The sequence below is a fragment of the Flavobacterium sp. UBA5153 genome (assembly GCA_002413745.1).
In the GTDB taxonomy this organism is placed as follows: Bacteria; Bacteroidota; Bacteroidia; order Flavobacteriales; family Flavobacteriaceae; genus Flavobacterium.
On sequence record DHXP01000012.1, the window covers coordinates 55,237 to 77,856 of the forward strand.

General features: G+C 34.8%; 15 protein-coding genes and 1 CRISPR repeat array. Of the genes, 7 read left to right on the forward strand and 8 right to left on the reverse strand.

The window, feature by feature from the left end:
* The first annotated feature begins 313 nt into the window (after nt 1-313).
* Both cas9 and B2145_RS02615 read left to right on the forward strand, forming a co-directional pair.
* Nucleotides 314-4,756, forward strand: a complete 4,443-nt coding sequence (gene cas9, locus B2145_RS02610; protein WP_291097800.1) for a type II CRISPR RNA-guided endonuclease Cas9 — start codon at nt 314-316, stop codon at nt 4,754-4,756.
* Between the two features lie 96 nt (nt 4,757-4,852).
* Nucleotides 4,853-6,536: a CRISPR direct-repeat array (repeat unit 36 nt; unit sequence GTTGTGGTTTGATTAAAGATTAGAAAAAACGATATT).
* A gap of 153 nt (nt 6,537-6,689) precedes the next feature.
* Nucleotides 6,690-7,211, forward strand: a complete 522-nt coding sequence (locus B2145_RS02615) for a transposase (RefSeq protein ID WP_291097803.1) — start codon at nt 6,690-6,692, stop codon at nt 7,209-7,211.
* Nucleotides 7,212-7,229: 18 nt separating this feature from the next.
* On the opposite strand, the gene cas2 is transcribed toward B2145_RS02615, so the two are convergent.
* The 8 genes from cas2 to B2145_RS02655 form a co-directional block, all read right to left on the reverse strand.
* On the reverse strand, nt 7,230-7,559 hold the full coding sequence (cas2, locus tag B2145_RS02620; RefSeq protein WP_291097806.1) for a CRISPR-associated endonuclease Cas2: 330 nt from the start codon (nt 7,557-7,559) through the stop codon (nt 7,230-7,232).
* Nucleotides 7,535-8,434, reverse strand: coding sequence for a type II CRISPR-associated endonuclease Cas1 (gene cas1, locus B2145_RS02625; RefSeq protein ID WP_291097808.1), 900 nt, complete (start codon nt 8,432-8,434; stop codon nt 7,535-7,537). The genes cas2 and cas1 overlap by 25 nt, the downstream gene beginning before the upstream one ends.
* A 241-nt stretch (nt 8,435-8,675) precedes the next feature.
* Nucleotides 8,676-9,845, reverse strand: coding sequence for a hypothetical protein (locus B2145_RS02630; RefSeq protein ID WP_291097811.1), 1,170 nt, complete (start codon nt 9,843-9,845; stop codon nt 8,676-8,678).
* Nucleotides 9,846-9,864: 19 nt separating this feature from the next.
* Nucleotides 9,865-10,578 carry an ABC transporter ATP-binding protein gene (locus tag B2145_RS02635; protein ID WP_291097813.1) on the reverse strand — a complete coding sequence of 238 codons (714 nt, stop codon included), beginning with the start codon at nt 10,576-10,578 and terminating at the stop codon, nt 9,865-9,867.
* Nucleotides 10,579-10,583: 5 nt separating this feature from the next.
* Nucleotides 10,584-11,795 (reverse strand): ABC transporter permease, encoded by a 1,212-nt coding sequence (locus B2145_RS02640; RefSeq protein WP_291097858.1) that lies wholly within the window; start codon nt 11,793-11,795, stop codon nt 10,584-10,586.
* Entirely contained in the window at nt 11,680-13,023 is a 1,344-nt protein-coding gene (locus tag B2145_RS02645) for an ABC transporter permease (protein ID WP_291097816.1), read from the reverse strand. The genes B2145_RS02640 and B2145_RS02645 overlap by 116 nt, the downstream gene beginning before the upstream one ends.
* On the reverse strand, nt 13,020-13,712 hold the full coding sequence (locus B2145_RS02650) for an outer membrane lipoprotein-sorting protein (protein WP_291097819.1): 693 nt from the start codon (nt 13,710-13,712) through the stop codon (nt 13,020-13,022). Before B2145_RS02650 ends, B2145_RS02645 begins: the two co-directional genes overlap by 4 nt.
* 162 nt (nt 13,713-13,874) lie before the next feature.
* Nucleotides 13,875-16,118, reverse strand: coding sequence for an AAA family ATPase (locus B2145_RS02655; protein WP_291097822.1), 2,244 nt, complete (start codon nt 16,116-16,118; stop codon nt 13,875-13,877).
* A 464-nt stretch (nt 16,119-16,582) separates the two neighbouring features.
* Between B2145_RS02655 and tgt the strand changes: the two genes are divergently transcribed.
* The 5 genes from tgt to dnaB all read left to right on the forward strand — a co-directional run bounded on the left by tgt (nt 16,583) and on the right by dnaB (nt 22,536).
* Nucleotides 16,583-17,713, forward strand: a complete 1,131-nt coding sequence (tgt, locus tag B2145_RS02660) for a tRNA guanosine(34) transglycosylase Tgt (protein WP_291097824.1) — start codon at nt 16,583-16,585, stop codon at nt 17,711-17,713.
* Nucleotides 17,714-17,820: 107 nt separating this feature from the next.
* Nucleotides 17,821-18,906, forward strand: a complete 1,086-nt coding sequence (locus B2145_RS02665; protein ID WP_291097826.1) for an LptF/LptG family permease — start codon at nt 17,821-17,823, stop codon at nt 18,904-18,906.
* Nucleotides 18,893-19,777, forward strand: coding sequence for a DMT family transporter (locus B2145_RS02670; RefSeq protein ID WP_291097829.1), 885 nt, complete (start codon nt 18,893-18,895; stop codon nt 19,775-19,777). Before B2145_RS02665 ends, B2145_RS02670 begins: the two co-directional genes overlap by 14 nt.
* A gap of 120 nt (nt 19,778-19,897) precedes the next feature.
* A complete protein-coding gene (locus B2145_RS02675) occupies nt 19,898-20,851 on the forward strand; it encodes an acetyl-CoA carboxylase carboxyltransferase subunit alpha (protein ID WP_291097832.1) in 954 nt (317 codons plus the stop codon).
* 140 nt (nt 20,852-20,991) lie between these two features.
* A complete protein-coding gene (dnaB, locus tag B2145_RS02680; RefSeq protein ID WP_291097835.1) occupies nt 20,992-22,536 on the forward strand; it encodes a replicative DNA helicase in 1,545 nt (514 codons plus the stop codon).
* The last annotated feature ends 84 nt before the right edge of the window (nt 22,537-22,620 follow it).

The following is a 22,620-nucleotide window of genomic DNA, read 5'->3' on the forward strand; positions in this document are numbered from 1 at the left end:
GGGGCAAAGTTAGCATATCAACTAAAGCTTAACAGTAACTTTAGTTACATAATTGAAATTTATTTTAGCCAAAGTCAAATAATTAAGAATTGATAGCAAGGAAGTGTGGGGTAATTACAAAAAAGTCCCACCGAAGCAGGACTAAAGATTTTCATCTACGGCATATAGCCTTATTGTGATAAGATTAAAGATTAGAATAAAATTTTCACTATTCAAATGTACATATAAAATAATTAGGTTTGAATGTGGAAAACCGTAAAATATTCAATTATTTTCTTATTAACTTTAGAAATTCTTAAAAAGACAGATTATTATGGCAAAAATATTAGGATTGGATTTAGGGACAAACTCAATTGGGTGGGCGATTGTGGAGAAAGATAGTAGTGATTTTTCATTAATTGATAAAGGAGTTCGGGTATTTTCGGAAGGAGTAAAATCAGAAAAAGGAATTGAAAGTTCACGTGCAGCTGAAAGAACAGCTTTTAGAAGTGCCAGAAAAATCAAGTTTCGTAGAAAATTACGAAAGTACGAAACTCTAAAAGTACTTTCTTTAAACGGAATGTGCCCTTTGTCAATTGAGGAAGTTGAAGAATGGCGTAAGTCGGGCTTTAAGCAATATCCGCTAAACCCTGAATTTTTGAAATGGTTGCGAACCGATGATGACCAAAATATAAATCCCTACATTTTTAGAGATAGAGCCAGTAAACAAAAGGTTTCGCTTTTTGAGTTAGGAAGAGCTTTGTATCATATTGCGCAAAGGCGTGGGTTTTTGAGCAACAGATTAGACCAATCTGCGGAAGGTGTTATCGAGCAACATAAACCAGGTTTAGAAGATATTCTTGAAAGTGTTTCAACTATTTCCGAACTTCAAATGGAACTTACAGACTATTTTCAAGATCGTGATTTAATTGAACGCAAAGCCACGGATTTGGACGAAGGAGAAAAGAAATTGAAAACCTTATACAATTCATTTCTTAAAACGATTAAAGATAACCCAAAAGATTTTGAGAAAACTAAATCCATTCTCATAGAACGTTTAAACAAGAAAGAAGATTTAGGAGCTGTCAAACAAAAGATTGGCGAGATTTCTCAAGCTATGAAATTGGGAAATTATACCACTTTAGGACAATATTTTTTCAGCTTGTATAACAAAGGCAAAATCAGAAATCAATATACTTCTCGTGAAGAACATTACCGTTCTGAATTTGAAGTTATTTGTTTGGCTCAAGGAATTGAAGGAATTATAGCCTCTGAAAAACTTCCCGAAAAAAGATATTTTGGATTAGCTAAAGAACTTTATAAAGCAATCTTTTTTCAAAGACCGTTAAAGTCCCAAAAAGGCTTAATTGGCAAATGTACTTTTGAAAAAAGCAAGTCCCGATGTGCAGTCTCGCATCCAGATTTCGAGGAATACAGAATGTTGTGTTTTATCAATACGATTAAGATAAAAACTCCTGACGATGAGGGTTTACGATTCCTTACAAACGAAGAAAGATTGAAAATCATTCCCAAGTTTTTACGTAAAAAAGACAACTTTAATTTTGAAGATTTAGCCAAGGAGTTAGTGCCAAGTGGCAGTAAATATGCTTTTTATAAATCGTCTACAGCTGCAACTTTCAATTACTTGTTTAATTATAATATGAATTCTTCCGTGAGTGGATGTGTGGTTTCTACTTCATTTAAAAATGCTTTGGGTGAAGATTGGAAGACTAAAATCTATAGCTATGAAACTCTTAATAAGAATGGTGAAAGTGTAACACGAAATGTAGATTATAATGATTTATGGCATTTGATTTCCGTATCTACATCTGATTTGTATTTGCAGGAATTTGCAAAAGACAAATTGAAATTAGACGATAAAAAAGCCATTTTATTCAGCAAAATAAAACTAAAGAAAGACTTTGCCAGTTTGAGTTTAACGGCAATTAATAAAATAAATCCTTTTTTAAGAGAAGGATTATTGTATTCGCACGCTGTTTTTATGGCAAATATTGAAAATATTGTAGATGCCGACATTTGGAAAAACCTTGATGACAGGAAATATATTCAAACTAAAATCGCCGAATTAATAGACACAAATACCTTTGATAATAATTTATTGGAAATTGTAAATGGACTTATTAAGGAATGTAAAGTTGGAGGTTTCTATTATTCAAAAGAAGCAGAAGCCGCATACAAATCAGATTTAGACAAAAAGGTGAGTTATTTTGTGAAATCAAATAAAATTGAAGACCAAAAAGAAACTATCATAAACGAATTGTTCCCCGTTTATATTGAGCAACTTAAGAAATATGAGTTCTTGACAATAAAACGATTAGACGAAAAAGTATTTGATTTTTTAGACGGTCAAAATGATGATGGACAAGTTTTTTGTAACGCCAAGAATAAGCTTAAAAAACTATATCATCCGTCGGATATTGATGTTTTTAGAAAACAAATTTCAAAAGATGGAAATGGAAACGAAAAATTAGTTTTAGGAAGTCCGTTGATTTCGTCGATAAAAAATCCAATGGCAATGCGAGCCTTGCACCAATTACGGAAAGTATTGAATGCCTTAATTGTTGAGGGTCAAATCGATGAAAAAACGAGAATTCATATTGAAATGGCTCGAGAATTAAACGATGCTAATAAGCGAAAAGGAATTCAAGATTATCAAAGAGACATAGAAAAAAACAGGAAAGAGTATATTGATGAGATTAAAAAAGATTATAAAGCGGCGAGCGGTATAGATATAGAACCAACAGAAGATGATATATTACGGTATCAATTATGGATTGAACAAGATAGAAAAACAATTTATGAAGAACAATATACCAATATTAGTATTAGTCAAATTATAGGTAGTGACCCTGATTATGATATAGAACATACTATTCCTAGAAGTAGATCGCAGGACAATTCACAAATGAACAAAACCTTGTGTAGCAAGCGATACAATAGGGAGGTTAAAAAGAATAAAATGCCTATTGAATTGAGCAATCACAGCGATATTTTAGCTAGGGTCGCGCCATGGCAAAAAAAATATTTGGAATTAGAATATAAAATAATCGGAATTTCAAGAGCCATTAAAGCGGCAACTACAAAGGAACAGAAAGATAGAAAAATAAGATTCCGCCATAAATTGAATTTGCAAAAAGATTATTTCAAAGGAAAATATGAACGATTTACTTATAAAGAACCAAAAATAGGTTTCAAAAACAGTCAAATTCCAGATACAGGAATTATAACCAAATATGCCAGTGCGTATTTAAAATCATATTTTGGTAGAGTAGAAGCCGTAAAAGGAGGAATGGTAGCCGAGTTTAGAAAAGCGTGGGGAATTCAGGAAAGTTACATTAAAGACGGCAAGAAATATTATGAAATCAAAGACCGTAGCAAACACACGCACCATTGTATCGATGCCATTACGATTGCTTGTATGACCAAAGAGAAATATGATATAATGGCGCACGCTTGGGATTTAGAAGACGACTTGGATAAAAATCAATACAAATTGATGAAGTCAGTTCTCGAACAATCAAAACCTTGGAAAACCTTTACCGAAGATTTAAAAAAGATTGAGGAAGAGATATTAGTTTCACATCACACGCCTGATAATGTCAAGAAACAATCTAAAAAGATTATTAGAATTCGGGGCAAAAAGCAGTTTGTTGCCGAAATGGAAAGTGATGCAAACGGAAAAAGTGTTCCAAGAAAAGACAGCAATAACAAAATTATTTTCAAGAAGGATTCCAAGGGAGAAAAAATGGCGCGTTTTCATCAAGGCGACACCGTTCGGGGTTCTTTGCATCAGGATAGCATTTATGGGGCGATAAAGCAACCAGAAATAGATGATAATACAAACAAACCTAAACATACATCTAAAGGTGCTTTTGTAATTAAAAAAGATGAAAAAGGTATTGATGAAATTAATTTTGTGATTCGTAAAGCGTTATCTAAATTATCAGAAAATGATATAAAAAACATTGTTGATCCTATAGTTTGTCAAAAAATTCAGAAAGCAGTTAATGATGAATTAATTACTTTTAAAACGGTTCAAGGAAAAAAAGTTGCTGTTGTTAAAGAAGGGACAACTATTTGGATGAGAGAACCAAACAAAGAAAAGGATTTAGTTGGTATTCCTATAAACAAGGTAAGAATTTTTACTGGATTAAAAAATCCATTAGAAATTAAAGAGCATGGTACTTTATCAAAATCAAGATTTGAACATAAACAAAAAGTGTATGCTCAAAATGATGAGAATTTTGCAATGGCTATCTATGAAGGAATTGACAAAAAAGGAAATGTTAAAAGGAGTTTCGAATCGGTTAATTATATGGATGCTGGAGCTTACTTTAAGTTAAGTAATAAAAATAACAATGCTAATTCATTGGTTCCTTTGATTCATTTAAAAACTCAATTACCATTAAAGTATGAAGTGAAAAAAGGAGATTTAGTCTTGTTTTACAAAGAAAATAAAGAAGAATTAAATGAAATTGGCAATAAAGATTTACCGAAGAGATTATATAAAGTGATTGCTTTTGAAGGAGATGGAAGAATCCAATTCAGGCATCATAAAACGGCAATGCAACAAAGCAGTTCAAATAAAGAAGAATTGACAATTGTAAAATTTATGGCGGACAATAATTTAAAAAATTCTCAAGTTGATTTTGAAAATCCAGTACCTTGGTTAAGGTTAAGAGTTTCAAATTGCGATTTTTTATTAATTAAAAAAGAATTTGAAATCACATCAACAGGGAGGATTGATTTTTTGTAAATTTGGTTGTTCTTTGACATTTCGCTCGACATCTTAAACAGCCAAACCACAACTGAAAGGTATGGCATCCGCCCAGCAGGGATGCAGTAGCTTTCAGTTGTGGTTTGATTAAAGATTAGAAAAAACGATATTTTTTAAACGCATTCGGGTATTAAAAGATCAGTTGTGGTTTGATTAAAGATTAGAAAAAACGATATTTACAGCGTTTCAACAGTCATTAGTTAGAAAGTTGTGGTTTGATTAAAGATTAGAAAAAACGATATTGACAACGCTTTTGTAACTGATGCTTTAGCCGTTGTGGTTTGATTAAAGATTAGAAAAAACGATATTAGAAAAAACAATGATAATGTTTGGTGGGTGTTGTGGTTTGATTAAAGATTAGAAAAAACGATATTAATGGCAGTCGCTATTAAAACTTTTGATATGTTGTGGTTTGATTAAAGATTAGAAAAAACGATATTATCCAAGTCTGCTGCCATTTCCTTAAAAGGGTTGTGGTTTGATTAAAGATTAGAAAAAACGATATTTCTGTAATTGTTTTCATCCACCAAGAGTGAGTTGTGGTTTGATTAAAGATTAGAAAAAACGATATTCTATCAAATTGTAGGTCGTGCCATGCGAATGTTGTGGTTTGATTAAAGATTAGAAAAAACGATATTTTCAAAACTTCTTCTGATTCAACATTTACTGTTGTGGTTTGATTAAAGATTAGAAAAAACGATATTGCTCGCCTTTCCCACTTCGATAGGAGTACAGTTGTGGTTTGATTAAAGATTAGAAAAAACGATATTCGTACTGCGATAACATCGCCTTACCAACGAGTTGTGGTTTGATTAAAGATTAGAAAAAACGATATTCCGCCGTGTTTCATTAAAGATTTTAGCGTTGTTGTGGTTTGATTAAAGATTAGAAAAAACGATATTTACTGAATTAAATCCCAATCGTTTCCAATGGTTGTGGTTTGATTAAAGATTAGAAAAAACGATATTGCTTCCCCAAGTGCCAGCATTGTAAATGGAGTTGTGGTTTGATTAAAGATTAGAAAAAACGATATTACATAGAGAAAGCGTGTGACTCAGTAGCCCGTTGTGGTTTGATTAAAGATTAGAAAAAACGATATTACGCTTGCACCATTGCTCGTATAACTCGAGTTGTGGTTTGATTAAAGATTAGAAAAAACGATATTTGTTCTCTCTGAAATGTGCAGGATTTTGGGGTTGTGGTTTGATTAAAGATTAGAAAAAACGATATTCACAGAATAATGATAGTAATTCACGGCATAGTTGTGGTTTGATTAAAGATTAGAAAAAACGATATTTGTTGACCAAGCATCTAATGCTCCATTATGGTTGTGGTTTGATTAAAGATTAGAAAAAACGATATTGAAGTTATTTGCTCTATCGCGTCGAGTACGGTTGTGGTTTGATTAAAGATTAGAAAAAACGATATTTCAGGCTGCATGATTGTCAACATCGTCCCGGTTGTGGTTTGATTAAAGATTAGAAAAAACGATATTTGGTAACATTTGGGGTATTTACATGATTAGGTTGTGGTTTGATTAAAGATTAGAAAAAACGATATTAAGCACAATTATACCAAAAAAGGAAATTATGTTGTGGTTTGATTAAAGATTAGAAAAAACGATATTATATTATTTGAGGCTTTATACTCCGGCAATGTTGTGGTTTGATTAAAGATTAGAAAAAACGATATTAAAAGTGTGGTGTAGTTTTGACAATCCGGAGTTGTGGTTTGATTAAAGATTAGAAAAAACGATATTAGTTGGTTCGTTACCTTCTAATTATCAATGGAATAAGAGTGAATATCGTAAAATAAAATGCCCCTTTTTAGTATAATATCGGCTAGATTGGGGCATTTTTTTATTCCTAGGTTGTGGTTTTAATTATTATATTTCCGGATAAAATATTCTTGTATGAAAAATAGAAAACGAAATAGAATGTTAGAATTTGATTATTCAAGTGATAATTTGTATTTCGTTACGATTTGTGTACAAGATAGAATATGTTATTTTGGGAACGTAGGGACAGGTCGCGACCTGTCCGTACCTATCGATAATCCAAATAATCCAAATCAAAAGATGAGATTAAATGAATTTGGAAAAATTGCACATGGACAATGGGAATGGTTAGGCAATCAGTATTCGTATATTGTTTTACATTCTTTTATTGTTATGCCAAATCACGTCCACGGAATTATAGAAATTAATTCTAATTTAGGGAAGGATAATTTTATAAAAATCAAATCATTATCAGAATTAATAGGGGCATATAAAACTACATCTTCAAAACAAATTCATCTTTTAGGAAATGATAAATTTGCTTGGCAACGTTCTTTTTACGATCATATTATCAGAGACGAAGCTGCGTATGAAAGAATATGTAATTATATTGACACCAATGCCGAAAAATGGATAGATGATACATTTTATGAATAATATTTTGAAGGATTGTTTCTAGAACAATTCCAATTGAGTCGGCGCATCCACGCTATCCTGTTTGGCTTTGCCCAGATAATTGATAATCATCCCAAATTGTTTGTCGGTAATTCGCAAAACACTTACTTTCCCCAATGGTGGAACGAGTTTATTAATTCGTTTTTCGTGAACATCGGCACTTTCGCCACTGGCGCAATGGCGAATATAAACCGAATATTGCATCATACTAAAACCATCTTTCAGGAGATTGCCACGAAATTGTGAGGCATTCCGGCGGTCTTTTTTGGTTTCTGTGGGCAAATCGAAGAACACAAACAACCACATTATTCGGTAGGCGTTAAGTTCCATAATTTCGGATATTTAATTTTCTTTCTTTTTCCCATAAAGCATTGTTGTAAAGAACTTGCTGTTTTTTGAAGTGCCACCATCAATGGACTTTTCTCTTCCTTGAAATAAACGGTTCTGGTCAATACTTGCAGAAGTTCTGATTTGATTTTGGTATTCAATTCCTGTTCGTCATACTGTTGCATAATCTCAAAAACTTTCTCATCAATGAGCGGTCGAAAAGGTTCCATGATATCGTCGGCAAGGGCAAAAGCATTGTATTTGCTTTTGTGATGAATGCCTAGCGTGTTGAGCAAACCACTTCCGGACAACGCTCTTGCCGTTGCTGCACGAAGAATGGCGTAACCATAATTGAGGAAATTATTGGGATAATCGCCAAACCGTTCGCGTTTAAAATCAGCTTCAAAAAAGGATTTCCAATATTGTTGTGCCGCAACGCCTTCCATATTTGTGGTGTCTCCACTTAAAACTTTGGATGCTAAAAACTCAAAAGCATTTTTATTTCCCGTAATTTTTTGTAGCAATATGCCTTGATTATTTATTTTTTCGACAATAGTTTGTTGCCATAATTGTTTTTTTAGCGGCATTGACGCTTCAATTTGGTTCCTGAAAACTTCTTGTTGAATATGATGGCTGTTGAGGTTCAGGAACATTCCGTTTGGCAGATGATTTTTGGCGCAAATAATTATGGAGGTATTGCTCTCGACCAATAAATTCATGGCGGGTAAACTAATGTAAATTTCCTGATGGTCTAAAACCAAAAATCCAATATCTTCAATGGGAATAGTGCTTTCCCGAATTTCGGATTGGATGACTAATTGTAGATTTTTGGTCGTTATAGACGTCTTGTTTTCTATTAAAATGGATTTTTTTATCATAATACAGTTGTGTTTTTATACAATTTACTAATAATCAAAACAGTATCAATGCAGGAAACCATATTTTTACCATTACTCGGGTTTGCGTGAGGGATAGCAGTGAAAATCCTCCCGAATTTTCATCGGGAGATTGCAACGAATAGCCCGACCACGCTGCAACGATAGTGAAAGCGTCGTCACGCCCAAAATAAAATTATGGAATTCGGGTTTTTAAGAAAACAAACCATCCGTTTTTTACTTTTTAAAAACTCCATCGGCTTCTGATGAAAATTCCGGTTCCTAAATTCTTATAGGAGTGAAGTTGTTCAGAAAAATAAGATTGTGCCGTGAAATCCAAATCAAAATTGGTCGCCACATTCCACGCAAAAGTGGGAATAAGAATCAACGTGTTTTTTTCGGGAGAATATATAAATGCGAAGGTAAAGGAGCTGATGGGAGAAATGGTTTTCATAAAATTGGCGTGAAAATTATATCTAAAAGGGAATAGCATTTTGGCTGACAGGTTAGTATTGTAAATATTTCCGTTGACGCCAAAAACATTCGATGGATTGCTGTTGTATAAAGTGGCAACAGAAATGTACCAATCATTTTTGAAAGTTTGGTCTGCCATTATCGAAATGCTGACGGTTTCGGAGGGGTCCAATGAATTTTTTTTTGGTCGAAAATAAGTCAGTTCCCCTTTAAATCCGGCCTCTTTGATATTGCCGGCCCAGCCGCCTCCGAGAACAAAATCAGTCTGGTAAATACCGCCAAGAAACTGAAAATCATATTTCCATTTGTTAAATTTGTATAAGGCTGCCGCTGTGCTTTCGTTGCTGTTTTTTCCGGGTTTATAGGCCAGTTCAAGAGACGTATTATTTTTGAAATTCCGTTGAATTCGCACCGCATCATTGCCTGGACGTTCCTCATAATCAAAATCCAAGAAGTTGTAGGCATTGAAAATGTCATTTGGATTCCAAACATTATTGATGCCCCAATTGATACGTTGTCTTCCGATAATAATATCCCATTTTTCATCAGCATATTGAATCAGCATTCTGTCGATTACGGAATGTGCCACGAACGATTTTTCATTTATCCATAAATGGGAAAGATTGAACAAGCCATTGTACTGATTGATGATTTTACCAAAATCAGGAGTTTGTTTTATTTGTTCGCCATAAATAATGCGATTTCGTATTTCTAATCGACCGGAAAATTTGGACGAAATATTGAATTTTAAATTCAAGCGGTTATGGATGAGGTTTGCCGAAGCATTCGAATCAATTTTTTGGATGAAATTCGTGCTTTGAAGGTCTTTAATGTAACCGCTGAGGGTTATCCACGGTGGTTTTGCATCATCAGTTTGCGCAACAACTGTCATGCAGATGAAATATAAAATCGCTGTGAATATGTATTTGTGTAATTTCAAAATTGAATTATTTTTAATATTAAATTTTGTTATGCTCAACGGTGGTGGGCGAAGTGTCGGCAACTATTTTTCCGTCTTCCAGTGTGATGACTCTTCTGGCGCGGTTGATGACTCTTTGGTCGTGGGTCGAAAAAACAAAAGTCATATTTTCTTCCTGATTGAGTTTTAACATCATATTCAATAAATTTTCTGCCGAAACCGAATCGAGATTTGCCGTGGGATCGTCGGCTAAAATAAATTGTGGCTTTGGTGCCAATGCTCTTGCCACGGCCACTCGTTGTTGCTGTCCACCCGACAATTCTCTCGGTCTTTTGTTGATTTTATCTTCCAGTCCTATTTGTTTCAGCAATTCCATTACCCGCTGTTCTCTTTCTTTGGAAGGCCGTTTTTGCAAAAGCATAATGAATTCAATGTTTTCCTTGGCGGTAAGCACGGGAATCAAATTATAGGACTGGAATACAAATCCAATATTATTCAACCTGAAATCTACCAGTTCATTGCCTTTCAAAGCGGTAATATTGGTTCCGTTTATCTCGACAAAACCTTCGGAAGGAACGTCCAGTCCGCCAATCATATTCAGCAAAGTGGTTTTTCCCGAACCCGACGGGCCTTTGATAGCCGTAAACTCTCCACGCGAAATATGCAGGTGAACCTTGTTTAAGGCATAAACCGGAATGGTTTTCTCGTCATAAATTTTAGACAAATTGTGTGCGTCAATTACTGTTTCTTGCATCGTAATTATTTTTTTAAGGATTCGGCAGGATTCAATTTCAAGGCTCTTCTTGCCGGGAATAATGCCGAGAATAGAGCGGTTATCACAATCAAAATCACAATATTTCCAAATTGGTTCCAGGTTAAAGAAGGATAAACTATGGAGCTGTATCCAAAACTGGAATACACTTCCGAGAATTGGCTAAAGTCGATTCCCGTTTTGTGGGTTATTCCAATTGTGGCGAAAGCAAGCAAAATTCCGATAGGACAACCGGCAAGAATCAGGAAAAAGGTTTCCAGAATAATCATTTGGAATATTTTGAATTTATTCATTCCCAAGGCCAGCAACATTCCAATCTCCCGTGTTCTTTCCAAAACGGACATCATCATCGTGTTAACAATGCCAAAAGCCAAGGCGAGCAAAATGATTCCCATAAAAATATACACCATTTGATCTCCAACAGAAACTGTTAACCCTAGTTCCGGCGCAATTTCCATCCAGTTTTTGATTTCCATTTTTGGGAATTGTTGTTTCAGGCTTTTTTGACTTTCGGCGACTAATTTGCTTGATTCGAGCAAGACTGCAATTTCGTTGATGGCTTTCGGAATTCCGGAAAGCGAATCAATATCGGTGATTTTTACGAAAACATTGGCGTCGTCATAAGGTGCATTTATGGTTTTGTAAATGGCACAAATCCGGAAAGCCGCCGAAGCAAGATTGCCTTCTTTATCCTGAAATGTCAGGATGGTTTTTTTGTTGAGGTCAAGTTTTAATTTTTTTCGGAGTTTTTCGCTAATCAGTATTTCATTCTCTTTTTTTAGATTGAAATAATTTCCGTTGATAATTTTGCCTTTGAGATTCGTGAGCAATTGCTCCTCGGAAGGCATTACCCCGTTTATGGTTATTCCGCTGCTTCCCGCTGCTGACGCAATCATTCCCTTGATAATAATGCGTCCAGTCACGGCTTTTATTCCTTGATTTTTGGCGATTGTTTCGAGCATTTTTCTGCCATTTGGCAAGTAGTATTTTATTTCGTAATCCTTTCTAAACTCGGGATGGTGCAGTTGAATATGGGATAGTTCGCCGGTAATGGCGGAATTGATGCGTTGCTCGATCATTCCGTTATAAAAAGCCATCATAAAAATGCCCGCCCATAAACCAATGCTTACCGCGGTGATGATGATGAGGCTTCTTTTTGGGCTCCTCCAGATATTTCTGCTCGCAATTTTGGTCAACATATTCATTTTGCTTTTTTTTTTTCATTGCTTTAACAGGATTTAAAACGCCCACAAACCAAAGTGGATACAATCCAATCAGGATTGCCATAAATAAGACAATAAGAGATTGTGTGAAAAAAATATTCAAATCAAATTCAGCGGGAAACAGTGCTTCAAAGCCAAATTGCTCATACGCTTTGGCAATTTCTCCACTAAAACGTATCGGTTTTTCCTGTAAATAAATCACCAACGGCAGGCTTAACAACATTCCTAAAACCACCCCGAACAAAGTGATGAGAAGGGTTTTACCCAATAATATAATTTTTAATTTGCCTTTTTTCATTCCGATGGCGATGAGCATCCCGAATTCATACGTTCGTTCAACGGTCATCATCAAAATGGTTCCAAAAAGTCCGAAACCAATGATGAGGTACAATATTCCCGAAAAGATATAAAATGAAAAACCGTCGGCTTTGATGTGGTTGGAGATTTCAGGCATCATTTCCTGCCACGACATCACTTCGTGTTTTTTACTTATCGTTGCCTTTAGGTTTTTGACAATGTCATTTGTGTTTTCAGGATTATCTACTCCCAAGGACAGGGAAGTAAGCCTGTTTTCGGCGCTCAAATAATATTGGGTCGCAGCCAAAGGCAGATAAACAAAAGCATCATTCAAAGCCGGTAAAGCCAAACGCACAATACCTTTTACCCTAAATTTTCCAGCAGCCATTGCGCCGTGAAAACCCTGGCCAAATAAAACAATAGTGTCGTTAACATTTGCATTAATTCGTTTTGCCAAACCTTCGGCCAGTAGCACCGCATCTTCATTATTTTCGAAATAGCTTCCGTTTATCAATTTGCTTTTCAATTGTGTCAAGTTATTTTCTTTTACTGCATCCGTGCCCACGAGCATACAGCCTTTGGTCGAATTCCCTTTAGAAATCAAGACGAAAGTTTCCAGTCGGGGAACGATTTCGTTTATTTGGGGATTTTGTTTAAGTTTTTCGATTAGGGAATTATCCAAGGCAAAACAATTGTCAAGCACCTGTTCGTCCCAATATCCTTTTTGGTGAATTTGCACATAACCCGAATAATAACCCACGACGTTTTTGATTAAATTGTTGAAAACGCCATTCTGGAAAGACTTCATCAAAATAGCAAACAAAACCGCAAAAGCTATTGAAGCCATCGTGATTAGCGTTCGGCGGCTGTTGCGCCAAAGATTTCGCCAGATTAATTTCAGAATCATCGTACCTTGGTTAAATTCTGGGTACTGAAAAAGGAATCGTCGAGAGGCGTGTCAAAAACCAGCGAGTTGTAAATCAAGACGGTTTTGTTTCCTTTCTTGTTGGCTGGCGTCATTTCCATTTTTCCGGCCAACAATCGTCCTCCGAGCATTTTGATGTCGGTGCAATGCATCATATTGATGAGTTTTCCGTCTTCGTCGAAATATTCGACATACAACATCAGGAAATCTTTTTTATCGATGCACATCACCACTTTTCCCCAAACCACTGCCGATTTTGGTTTGGGCAACAGCTGGATTTTATAACAATTCCTGCCGTCAATAACCACGTCTTCCAGAAACGAATGGTTGTAATCTTCGAGAATGGAGGCCTCCTTGACCAAATCGTCATTGGTAAAATCGGTTCCCATCCAGCTTTGGCTCATCATCGAAGGCGGCATTTTGATGTTGCGTTCAATGGAGGGAATCCAGTTCCAGACTTCTTTTTTTCTTTTCAAAAAGACGACTCCTTTTTCCTTGGCTGGAGCCAAAACCAAAATCAGGGTCAAATCGTTGCCTTTTGTCCAGGCTTTTACGCTCATTTCCCGAGACCAAGTGGGACGGATGGTTTGAATGGTGATGTTGGCAATGGAGGTTTTGCCTTTTGCCTTGTCATCGGCTTTTTTGACGATGTCATTTTGCGTCTTGTGCAACGGCTGAAAGAATAAATAGGAAATGAAAAAATAGAAGGAATAGCGTCTTTTTCATAACTAACTTTTTTGGTAAAAAGGCGATTGCCGCTATTTCAAAGGTAATTATATATCCAATGGGATGCAACCAAAAGCAGTATTTATTTTGTTAAAAAATGCTGATTTTCAGTTGGTTATAATTTTAATTTGTCCTGAAAAATCTTTTAAAACATAATTAGCAACAACATCACATGCGGCTTTAATCATTGGTTCTGTATAGCCTTTTTGAAGTCGAATTCCTCCATGCGATCCGTCATGCATTAAAGAGTACAAAAATTCATTTTCAGCAAAATCATCTATTCTTTCGCAAAAAGTATTTAGTTCTATATCTGGAGCAATAAATCTATTTATTGTTTCTAATATATGCCTTAAAGAATTGGGTGTTGTATGAGATGGAGTTTTTGTTCCTTGCGAGATTCCGTATACATCCCTTAAGTGTTCCTCATATGGCATGATTAATTCATTACCCAAGGTTTTAAGTTTGTTGTCAATCAAAACAAATTTCTGATTAATGATTTTATTTCTAATTAGGATAGACATAAACTCTAAATTGTGTGTCAACACAATTAACCGCAATTTTTGTGTGTTGAATAACTTATTTAGCGTTCTTATAATTTGTGACGTTGCGTATACAAAGTGGAAATCTTGACTAGATATGGGATCATCGATAATAAAAAAAAGTTTATTATAATCTTCTTCTTTATCAATGAATTTATGAGTTTCTGCAATATAAAAACAGAATGCGACTATACTTTTTTCACCGTTGCTCAAAACATCGCTTGCATTTGATTCTAGAAGATGATTTTTAAATTTTAAGCAGAAATTTGTGTCATCAAAAGAATATTTTGTTCCAAAGAATTTAGTCAGTAGTTGAGTAAATGTTTCAACTACTTTTTGCTTTTTTGAAATTTTTTCATTTTGTTCTTTTTGAAGAATATCCTCTTGTAAAGTTTTAATTATTAAATTGCAATTATCGATTTCTTTTATTTTATCAGATTGAGCAGTTTTCAATTCATTAAATCTAGCCCTGCATAATCTTTTATTTAAATCAAGTTTTTCAGAATTAATGTTATTCTTTTTGTCATTAAAGCTTTTTAAAATTGCAGCATTTGATTGAATTTTTTCGTTTGAATTTTGTATCCACGATTCAATATTTTCAATAGCAGTTTTAGTTTCAATATTTAAAATTGCGACTGCAATGTCTTCTTTCTTTTTTTCGAGCGCATCATGAATTATTTTGTATTGAGTATCTAGTTTCTTTAAATCCTGAAATTCAGATAAATTTATGTCACTTAATGAGGGAATATACTTTTGATTTTTTATGTATTCCAGCTCGAGATTTTTGGATAATTTATAAATTTCACTGTATTCTTTTTTGTCGCTAAGGAATTGAGCATATAAATCGTTTGATTTTTTTATTTGTTGTGCTTCTGTTTCAGATAGATACTCTAAATATTGATCAATTAGTTTTAATGAATTTTCTTCAAGATTTTGTTCACAAAAAGGGCATTTACTTTTTGTTTCATCAAGTAATTTAATTCCAGTTTCTACAAATTCTTGTTTGTTTTTTATTTTCTGTTTAAAAACTTCTGCAATGCTACTTTTAGTAAAAGATTCATTTAAAAATTCAGAGATTAATGTGGTCGTTGTAGTTTTCTTTAAATAACTAACATTCCTCAAGTCGGGTAAATTATCTGGTAATGATTTTAATTGATTATGTTGATTAATTAAGTCATTAAATTTTTGAGTTTCAGTAATACTAAAAGTAGGATTGAAAAGATTATTAAAATTAACATTTTGATATTCTCCTGTATTCTTTCGAATTGATAAATCATCTAAATCTTCTATTGCAGTTTTAACCTTTTCTTTTAATTCTTTTTCTTTTGTTTCAAGCTCAGATTTTGTTTTTTCTAATTCTGCTTTCTCTTTTGTTAAATCAATTTTTTCTTTACCCAATATGTAACCTTGAATTTGCCCATTTGGTTTATATTTCAGCCCTTCTAAATTTTCTTTTATGTAATCATCATTGAAAACACGAAATAGATATCCCGTTGTGTTTTTCGTAATATTTGGAATTTTGTCTCTACTCATTGTAAATTCAAAATTTCTATTCACACCTCGCTCACTCGCATTTGTTATTTTTAGTTTAAATGCCCCGTCATTTTTTCCAATTGTCAATAATTTATTTGAATCAGAAGCTTGTAATTCATCTTTTGTGCTTAGTCTAAAAGCTCTGCTTAGAAAAGTTTTACCAGAGCCATTATTAGCATATATTCCTATTTCTAAAGAACTAGTTTGTACTTTAGTATTTAAAGCCTCATGCGGCCCCAAATTTGTTGAAATTATTTCAATAGAAATATTTTTAGCCATAATAATAAAATTAGAATTAAATAAGTTTATTCTATTCTTCTTAAGTTGTTCCCATCTCCCACAAACTTAATGAATTCACTTACACAAAGCTAATACCTGCAAGACAAACTCTACATTTTTATTTTTGTGCCGTCAGGCACTAAATAATGGTAGCAATAGTATCGAAGATAAACACAGCGTGCCATAGGTACGCAACAAAAAGTACGATGTCGCGTACCTACGGCACGCAAAATACCATAATAAAATCATTTTCTACCGGTATTTAGTGTCTAACGGCACATTTTTAATTGTTTTAAATGGATGCATTTATCCTGCCAATACTCGCTTCCATTTACAAATCATTACTATTTATAACTTTAGTTTTCAGATTCAAAACGGTATTGTTAAATAAAATCCTAAATCCTATCCCGAAGTGTCGGGACTAAATCTTAAATAAATTATCTTTGCGCTCTGAAAAATGATTTATGAAATTTGATTTATTACAAAAAGATCCGCAGTCCAAAGCCAGGGCGGGAAGTATCACCACGGACCACGGCGTGATTGAAACCCCCATTTTTATGCCTGTGGGCACGGTTGCCTCGGTAAAAGGAGTGCACCAACGCGAATTGAAAGACGATATTAATCCCGATATTATCCTGGGAAACACCTACCATTTATACCTTCGACCGCAAACCGAAATATTGGAAAAAGCAGGTGGTTTGCACAAATTCATGAATTGGGACCGGAATATTTTGACGGATTCCGGTGGTTACCAAGTGTATTCGCTTTCGGCCAATAGAAAAATCAAGGAAGAAGGAGTGAAGTTCAAATCGCATATCGACGGATCGTATCATTTTTTCACACCCGAAAACGTGATGGAAATTCAACGCACCATCGGTGCCGACATTATCATGGCTTTCGACGAATGCACGCCTTATCCTTGTGATTATCGGTATGCACAAAAATCGATGAAAATGACGCACCGTTGGTTGGACAGATGTATTAATCATTTGGAAAAAGTGCCAACAAAATACGGTTATGACCAAACTTTTTTTCCCATAGTTCAAGGAAGCACGTACAAGGATTTACGTCAACAATCGGCTGAATATATTGCGAATTCAGGCCAGCAAGGCAACGCCATTGGCGGACTTTCCGTTGGCGAACCCGCCGAGGAAATGTATGCGATGACTGAAATTGTTTGTGAAATTCTTCCGGAAGACAAACCACGATACCTTATGGGTGTGGGAACTCCAATAAATATTCTTGAAAATATTGCCTTGGGAATCGATATGTTCGATTGCGTGATGCCAACACGTAATGCCAGAAACGGAATGTTGTTTACGGCCTTTGGAACCATCAATATCAAGAACAAAAAATGGGAAGACGACTTTTCGCCGGTTGATGAAATGGGACACACTTTTGTGGACACGGAATATACGAAGGCGTATTTGCGCCACTTGTTTGCCGCCAATGAATATCTTGGAAAACAAATTGCGACGATACACAATCTTGGATTTTATATGTGGTTGGTTCGTGAGGCCAGAAAGCATATCTTAGCCGGAGATTTCAGGACTTGGAAAGAAATGATGGTAAGGAATATGAGCCAGAGATTGTAAAAAAGTTTCAAGTTATTTTTGTTTAAAGTTTCAAGTTGTTGGAGTTGGAAGATATGTTAACAACCTGAAACTTAAAACCTGAAACTTGAAACCCGAAACTAAAAAAAATGAATATATTAGACAAATACATCTTAAAAAAATATTTATCCACATTTGTGGTTATGTTGGCTTTGTTTGCGCCCATTGGGATTATTATTGATGTTTCGGAGAAAATCAATTTTATGATCGAAAATAAAATTCCATTTGTTGACATTGCGATTTATTATTATAATTTCACCATTTATTTCACCAATTTATTATTCCCTATATTTTTGTTTTTATCGGTTATTTGGTTTACCTCAAAATTGGCCAATGACACCGAAATTATTGCCATTTTAAGTTCTGGAATTTCGTTTACGAGATTTTTGAGACCCTTTTTAATTGGCGCATCCATTATTTCAGTTGTTGTATTATTAATGGGATTCTTTATCGTTCCAAAATCTAGTGAGGGTTTCAATAATTTCCGGTATACTTATCTTAGAACTGGGGGGAAAGAACAGATGAGAGGTGACGATACGGATGTATACCGACAATTAAGCGATAATGAATTTATCTATGTAAATAGTTTTAACACCGTATCAAAAACAGCTTTTAACTTTAGTTATGAGAAGTTCAAAGGTGACAAATTAGAGTATAAAATTACGTCCAGCAGGATACAATGGAATCCTAAAACCAAGAATTACACGATGTATGATTACACCAAAAGAACCGTTGGGGAGTTAGGGGATAAAATTGAAAAAGTGGACAAAAAAGACGCGAAATTTAGTTTTGATTTAGAGGATTTGACCCCTGTGGTTTATATTGCCGAAACATTGAGTTTGGACAAGTTGAACCGGTTTATCGATAAGGAAAGACGCCGAGGCTCTTCAAACGTCAACGTGTATCTGGTGGTTTTATATAAAAAATACAGCATTCCTGCTTCGGCATTTATTCTTACCATCATCGCCGTTGCGGTTTCGTCAATGAAACGAAGAGGAGGTATGGGATTGAGTTTAGCCATTGGAATCGCATTGGCTTTTGCCTTTGTCTTTTTTGACAAAATATTTGGAACATTAGCCGAAAAATCAAGTATTTCGCCTTTATTGGCAGTTTGGTTTCCTAATATAGTTTTCGGAATTTTAGCCATTTTTTTATTACGAAATGCGAAACGATAAATTACGAAGTTACTTAAATCTTCATTTAATTGTATTTATTTGGGGTTTCACGGCAATATTGGGTGCCCTGATTTCAATCAAAGCAGAAGCTTTGGTTTGGTATCGAATGCTTTTTGCGGGAATTTTTTTATTCCTTTTTATTCTTTTCAAAAAGAAATCATTTCGAATTCCAATAAAGGAATTTTTCAAATTGATTTTTGTGGGACTACTCATTGCTGTTCATTGGATATTTTTTTTCAAGGCTATCCATATTTCAAATGTATCCATCACTTTGTCAGTTTTTTCGTTGGGAGCTTTTTTTACTTCCATATTGGAGCCTGTTTTTTATGGAAGAAAAGTATTATGGTACGAGGTGTTTTTTGGACTTATAATTATTGCGGGACTTGTTCTTATTTTGCAGGTCGAGATCAATTATTTTGAAGGAATCTTGTACGCTTTGGCCTCAATAATTTTGGGAGTATTATTTACTCTTATGAACGGAAAATTAATACATAAACACGAATCCTCGGTCATAACATTTTATGAATTTATGTCAGGGGTTGTTTTCATTTCCATTTATTTTTTATTTCAGCATAAATTTAAGGCCGACTTCTTTATTCTGACTTCCAAGGATTGGGTTTTAATTCTAATTCTGGCTTCGGTTTGTACCGCTTATGCTTTCACGGCATCGGTAAAAATTATGCAAAAACTATCACCATATACTGTAATGCTTACCACGAGTTTAGAACCGGTTTACGGCATTATTTTGGCCTATTTTATCATTGGCGGAAAAGAAAAAATGAGTGTTGAGTTTTACATTGGAGCCGTACTAATTGTAATTACGGTTATCCTGAACGGCTTTATTAAACATTATTATACAAACAAAGATTGATAGGTTTCAGGTAGTTTTATACTTGGACTTAATTTGCACTTAAATAAAAAATAAACGGTTTTTGACAATTTTAAATTTTATATTTGCAATTCAAATCAAAAACAAAAACGCACAAATCCCATGGAATATTTAGATTTTGAGCTTCCAATAAAAGAACTTGAAGACCAGTTAGATAAATGTCTAGTTATCGGGCAAGAATCAGATGTTGATGTAACGGATACTTGCCAACAAATCAAAAAAAAACTAGAAGATACCCAAAAATATATTTATAAAAACCTGACTGCCTGGCAACGCGTACAATTGTCCAGACATCCCAACAGACCGTATACTTTAGATCACATAAATGCACTTTGCGGTGATACTTTTCTGGAGCTTCACGGCGATAGAGGATTCAAGGACGACAAAGCCATGATAGGCGGTTTGGGAAAAATTGGAGGTCAATCTTTTATGATAATTGGTCAACAAAAAGGATACAATACAAAAACCCGTCAGTATCGAAATTTTGGAATGGCAAATCCTGAAGGTTACCGAAAAGCCTTGCGATTGATGAAAATGGCAGAGAAATTTGGTATTCCGGTTTTATCGTTGATAGACACTCCGGGAGCTTTTCCTGGCATTGAAGCAGAAGAACGCGGACAAGGAGAAGCAATTGCCAGAAATATTATTGAAATGATTCGTTTAAAAGTGCCAATTATTGTTGTCATCGTTGGCGAAGGTGCTTCGGGTGGTGCATTGGGAATAGGAGTGGGTGATCGAGTTTATATGCTGGAAAACACATGGTATTCCGTGATTTCTCCAGAATCTTGTTCCTCTATTCTTTGGAAAAGCTGGGATTATAAGGAGCAAGCTGCCGAAGCCTTGAAATTGACTTCTTCCGATATGAAAAAACAAAAATTGATTGATGATATTATTCCGGAACCTCTTGGTGGCGCCCACTTTGATAGAGAAACGACTTTCAAAACCGTGGAAAAATACATTATGAAAGGATTCAATGAATTGAAAGACTTATCAACACAAGAATTAGTTGCCCAGAGAATGGATAAATACAGCAAGATGGGCGAATATAAAGAGTAAAATCTTACAATATACTGTTTAATCCGAAGCCACGCCGCTTCGGATTTTTTTTTGGTTATTAACAAAGAATGGTTGGTTATAAACAATTATTTGTAATAACTCAATAGTAATGTTTTTTTAATTTTTGTTACTTTCGCTATATGGAAAACTTCAGAAACATAAACCCAATAAAAATCGATAAGACAACTATCATAAACCTTGAAAAAGGAAAATTGCCGCCACAAGTTTTAGATTTGGAAGAGGCTGTGCTTGGTGCAATGATGATTGACAAGAAAGGGGTTGATGAGGTAATAGACATTTTACAGCCTGATGCTTTTTATAAAGAAGCACACAAACATATTTTTGAAGCCATTGTTCAGCTCTTCACGGATACACAACCGATTGACTTATTAACAGTTTCGGCTCAGTTACGTAAAAACGCAAAATTAGACTTGGCAGGAGGCGATTTTTACCTAATTCAGCTTACCCAAAAAATATCATCTTCCGCCCACATTGAATTTCACTCCAGAATCATACTGCAGAAATATATACAACGTAGTTTGATACGAATTTCTACGGATATTATAGAGGAATCCTATGACGAAACGACCGATGTTTTTGATTTATTGGACAAAGCCGAATCTAAACTTTATGAAGTTACACAGGGAAACATAAAACGTAGTTCTGAAACGGCCCAAAGTTTAGTATTACAAGCCAAAAAAAGAATTGAGGAAATTGCAAACCAAAAAGGATTAAGTGGCATAGAAACTGGTTTTACAAAATTGGATGCTATTACATCTGGGTGGCAACAAAGCGATTTAATTATTATTGCGGCTCGACCAGGGATGGGGAAAACGGCTTTCGTACTATCGATGGCTCGTAATATTGCCATAGATTTTGGCCATCCTGTAGCTTTGTTTTCGCTAGAAATGTCCTCTGTCCAGTTGATTACAAGATTAATTTCTTCGGAAACTGGCTTGTCATCAGAGAAATTGAGAACGGGAAAACTGGAAAAACACGAATGGGAACAACTAAGTGTGAAAGTCAAAAATTTGGAAAAAGCACCACTTTTCATTGACGATTCACCTTCGCTTTCCATTTTTGATTTAAGGGCAAAAGCAAGACGTTTGGCTTCGCAACACGGAATAAAACTCATCATTGTCGATTATTTGCAATTGATGACTGCCGGCGGAAACGGAAAAGGCGGAGGAAACAGGGAACAAGAAATATCCACCATTTCCAGAAATTTAAAAGCTTTGGCTAAAGAGTTAGCGATTCCCGTAATTGCGTTATCCCAGTTGTCTCGTGCGGTTGAAACCCGTGGATCGAGCAAAAGACCTTTACTTTCCGACCTTCGTGAATCTGGAGCAATTGAGCAAGATGCCGATATTGTGTCGTTTATTTACCGACCAGAATATTATAAAATTGACGAATGGGACGATGATGAGCAAACGCCATCTGCAGGTCAAGCCGAATTCATCATTGCAAAACACAGAAATGGTTCCCTTGAAAATGTTAGATTAAAATTTATTGGGCATTTGGGTAAATTTGATAATCTTGAAGATTATGGCGGAAGTTTCGATGATTTGCCTTCAAAAATGAATCATGACGACAACCCTTTCCAAACTAAAAATCTTCCTTCAGCAAACGATGCTTTTGGTAGTAATTTGAATGATGATGAAGATGATAGTGATATGCCGTTCTAGAAAATAAATTAAAAATTCGCTGATTCAAGCGAATTTTTTTTATCATTTTGGTCAAATAAAAACAAGTATCTTTAACGCGAGCAA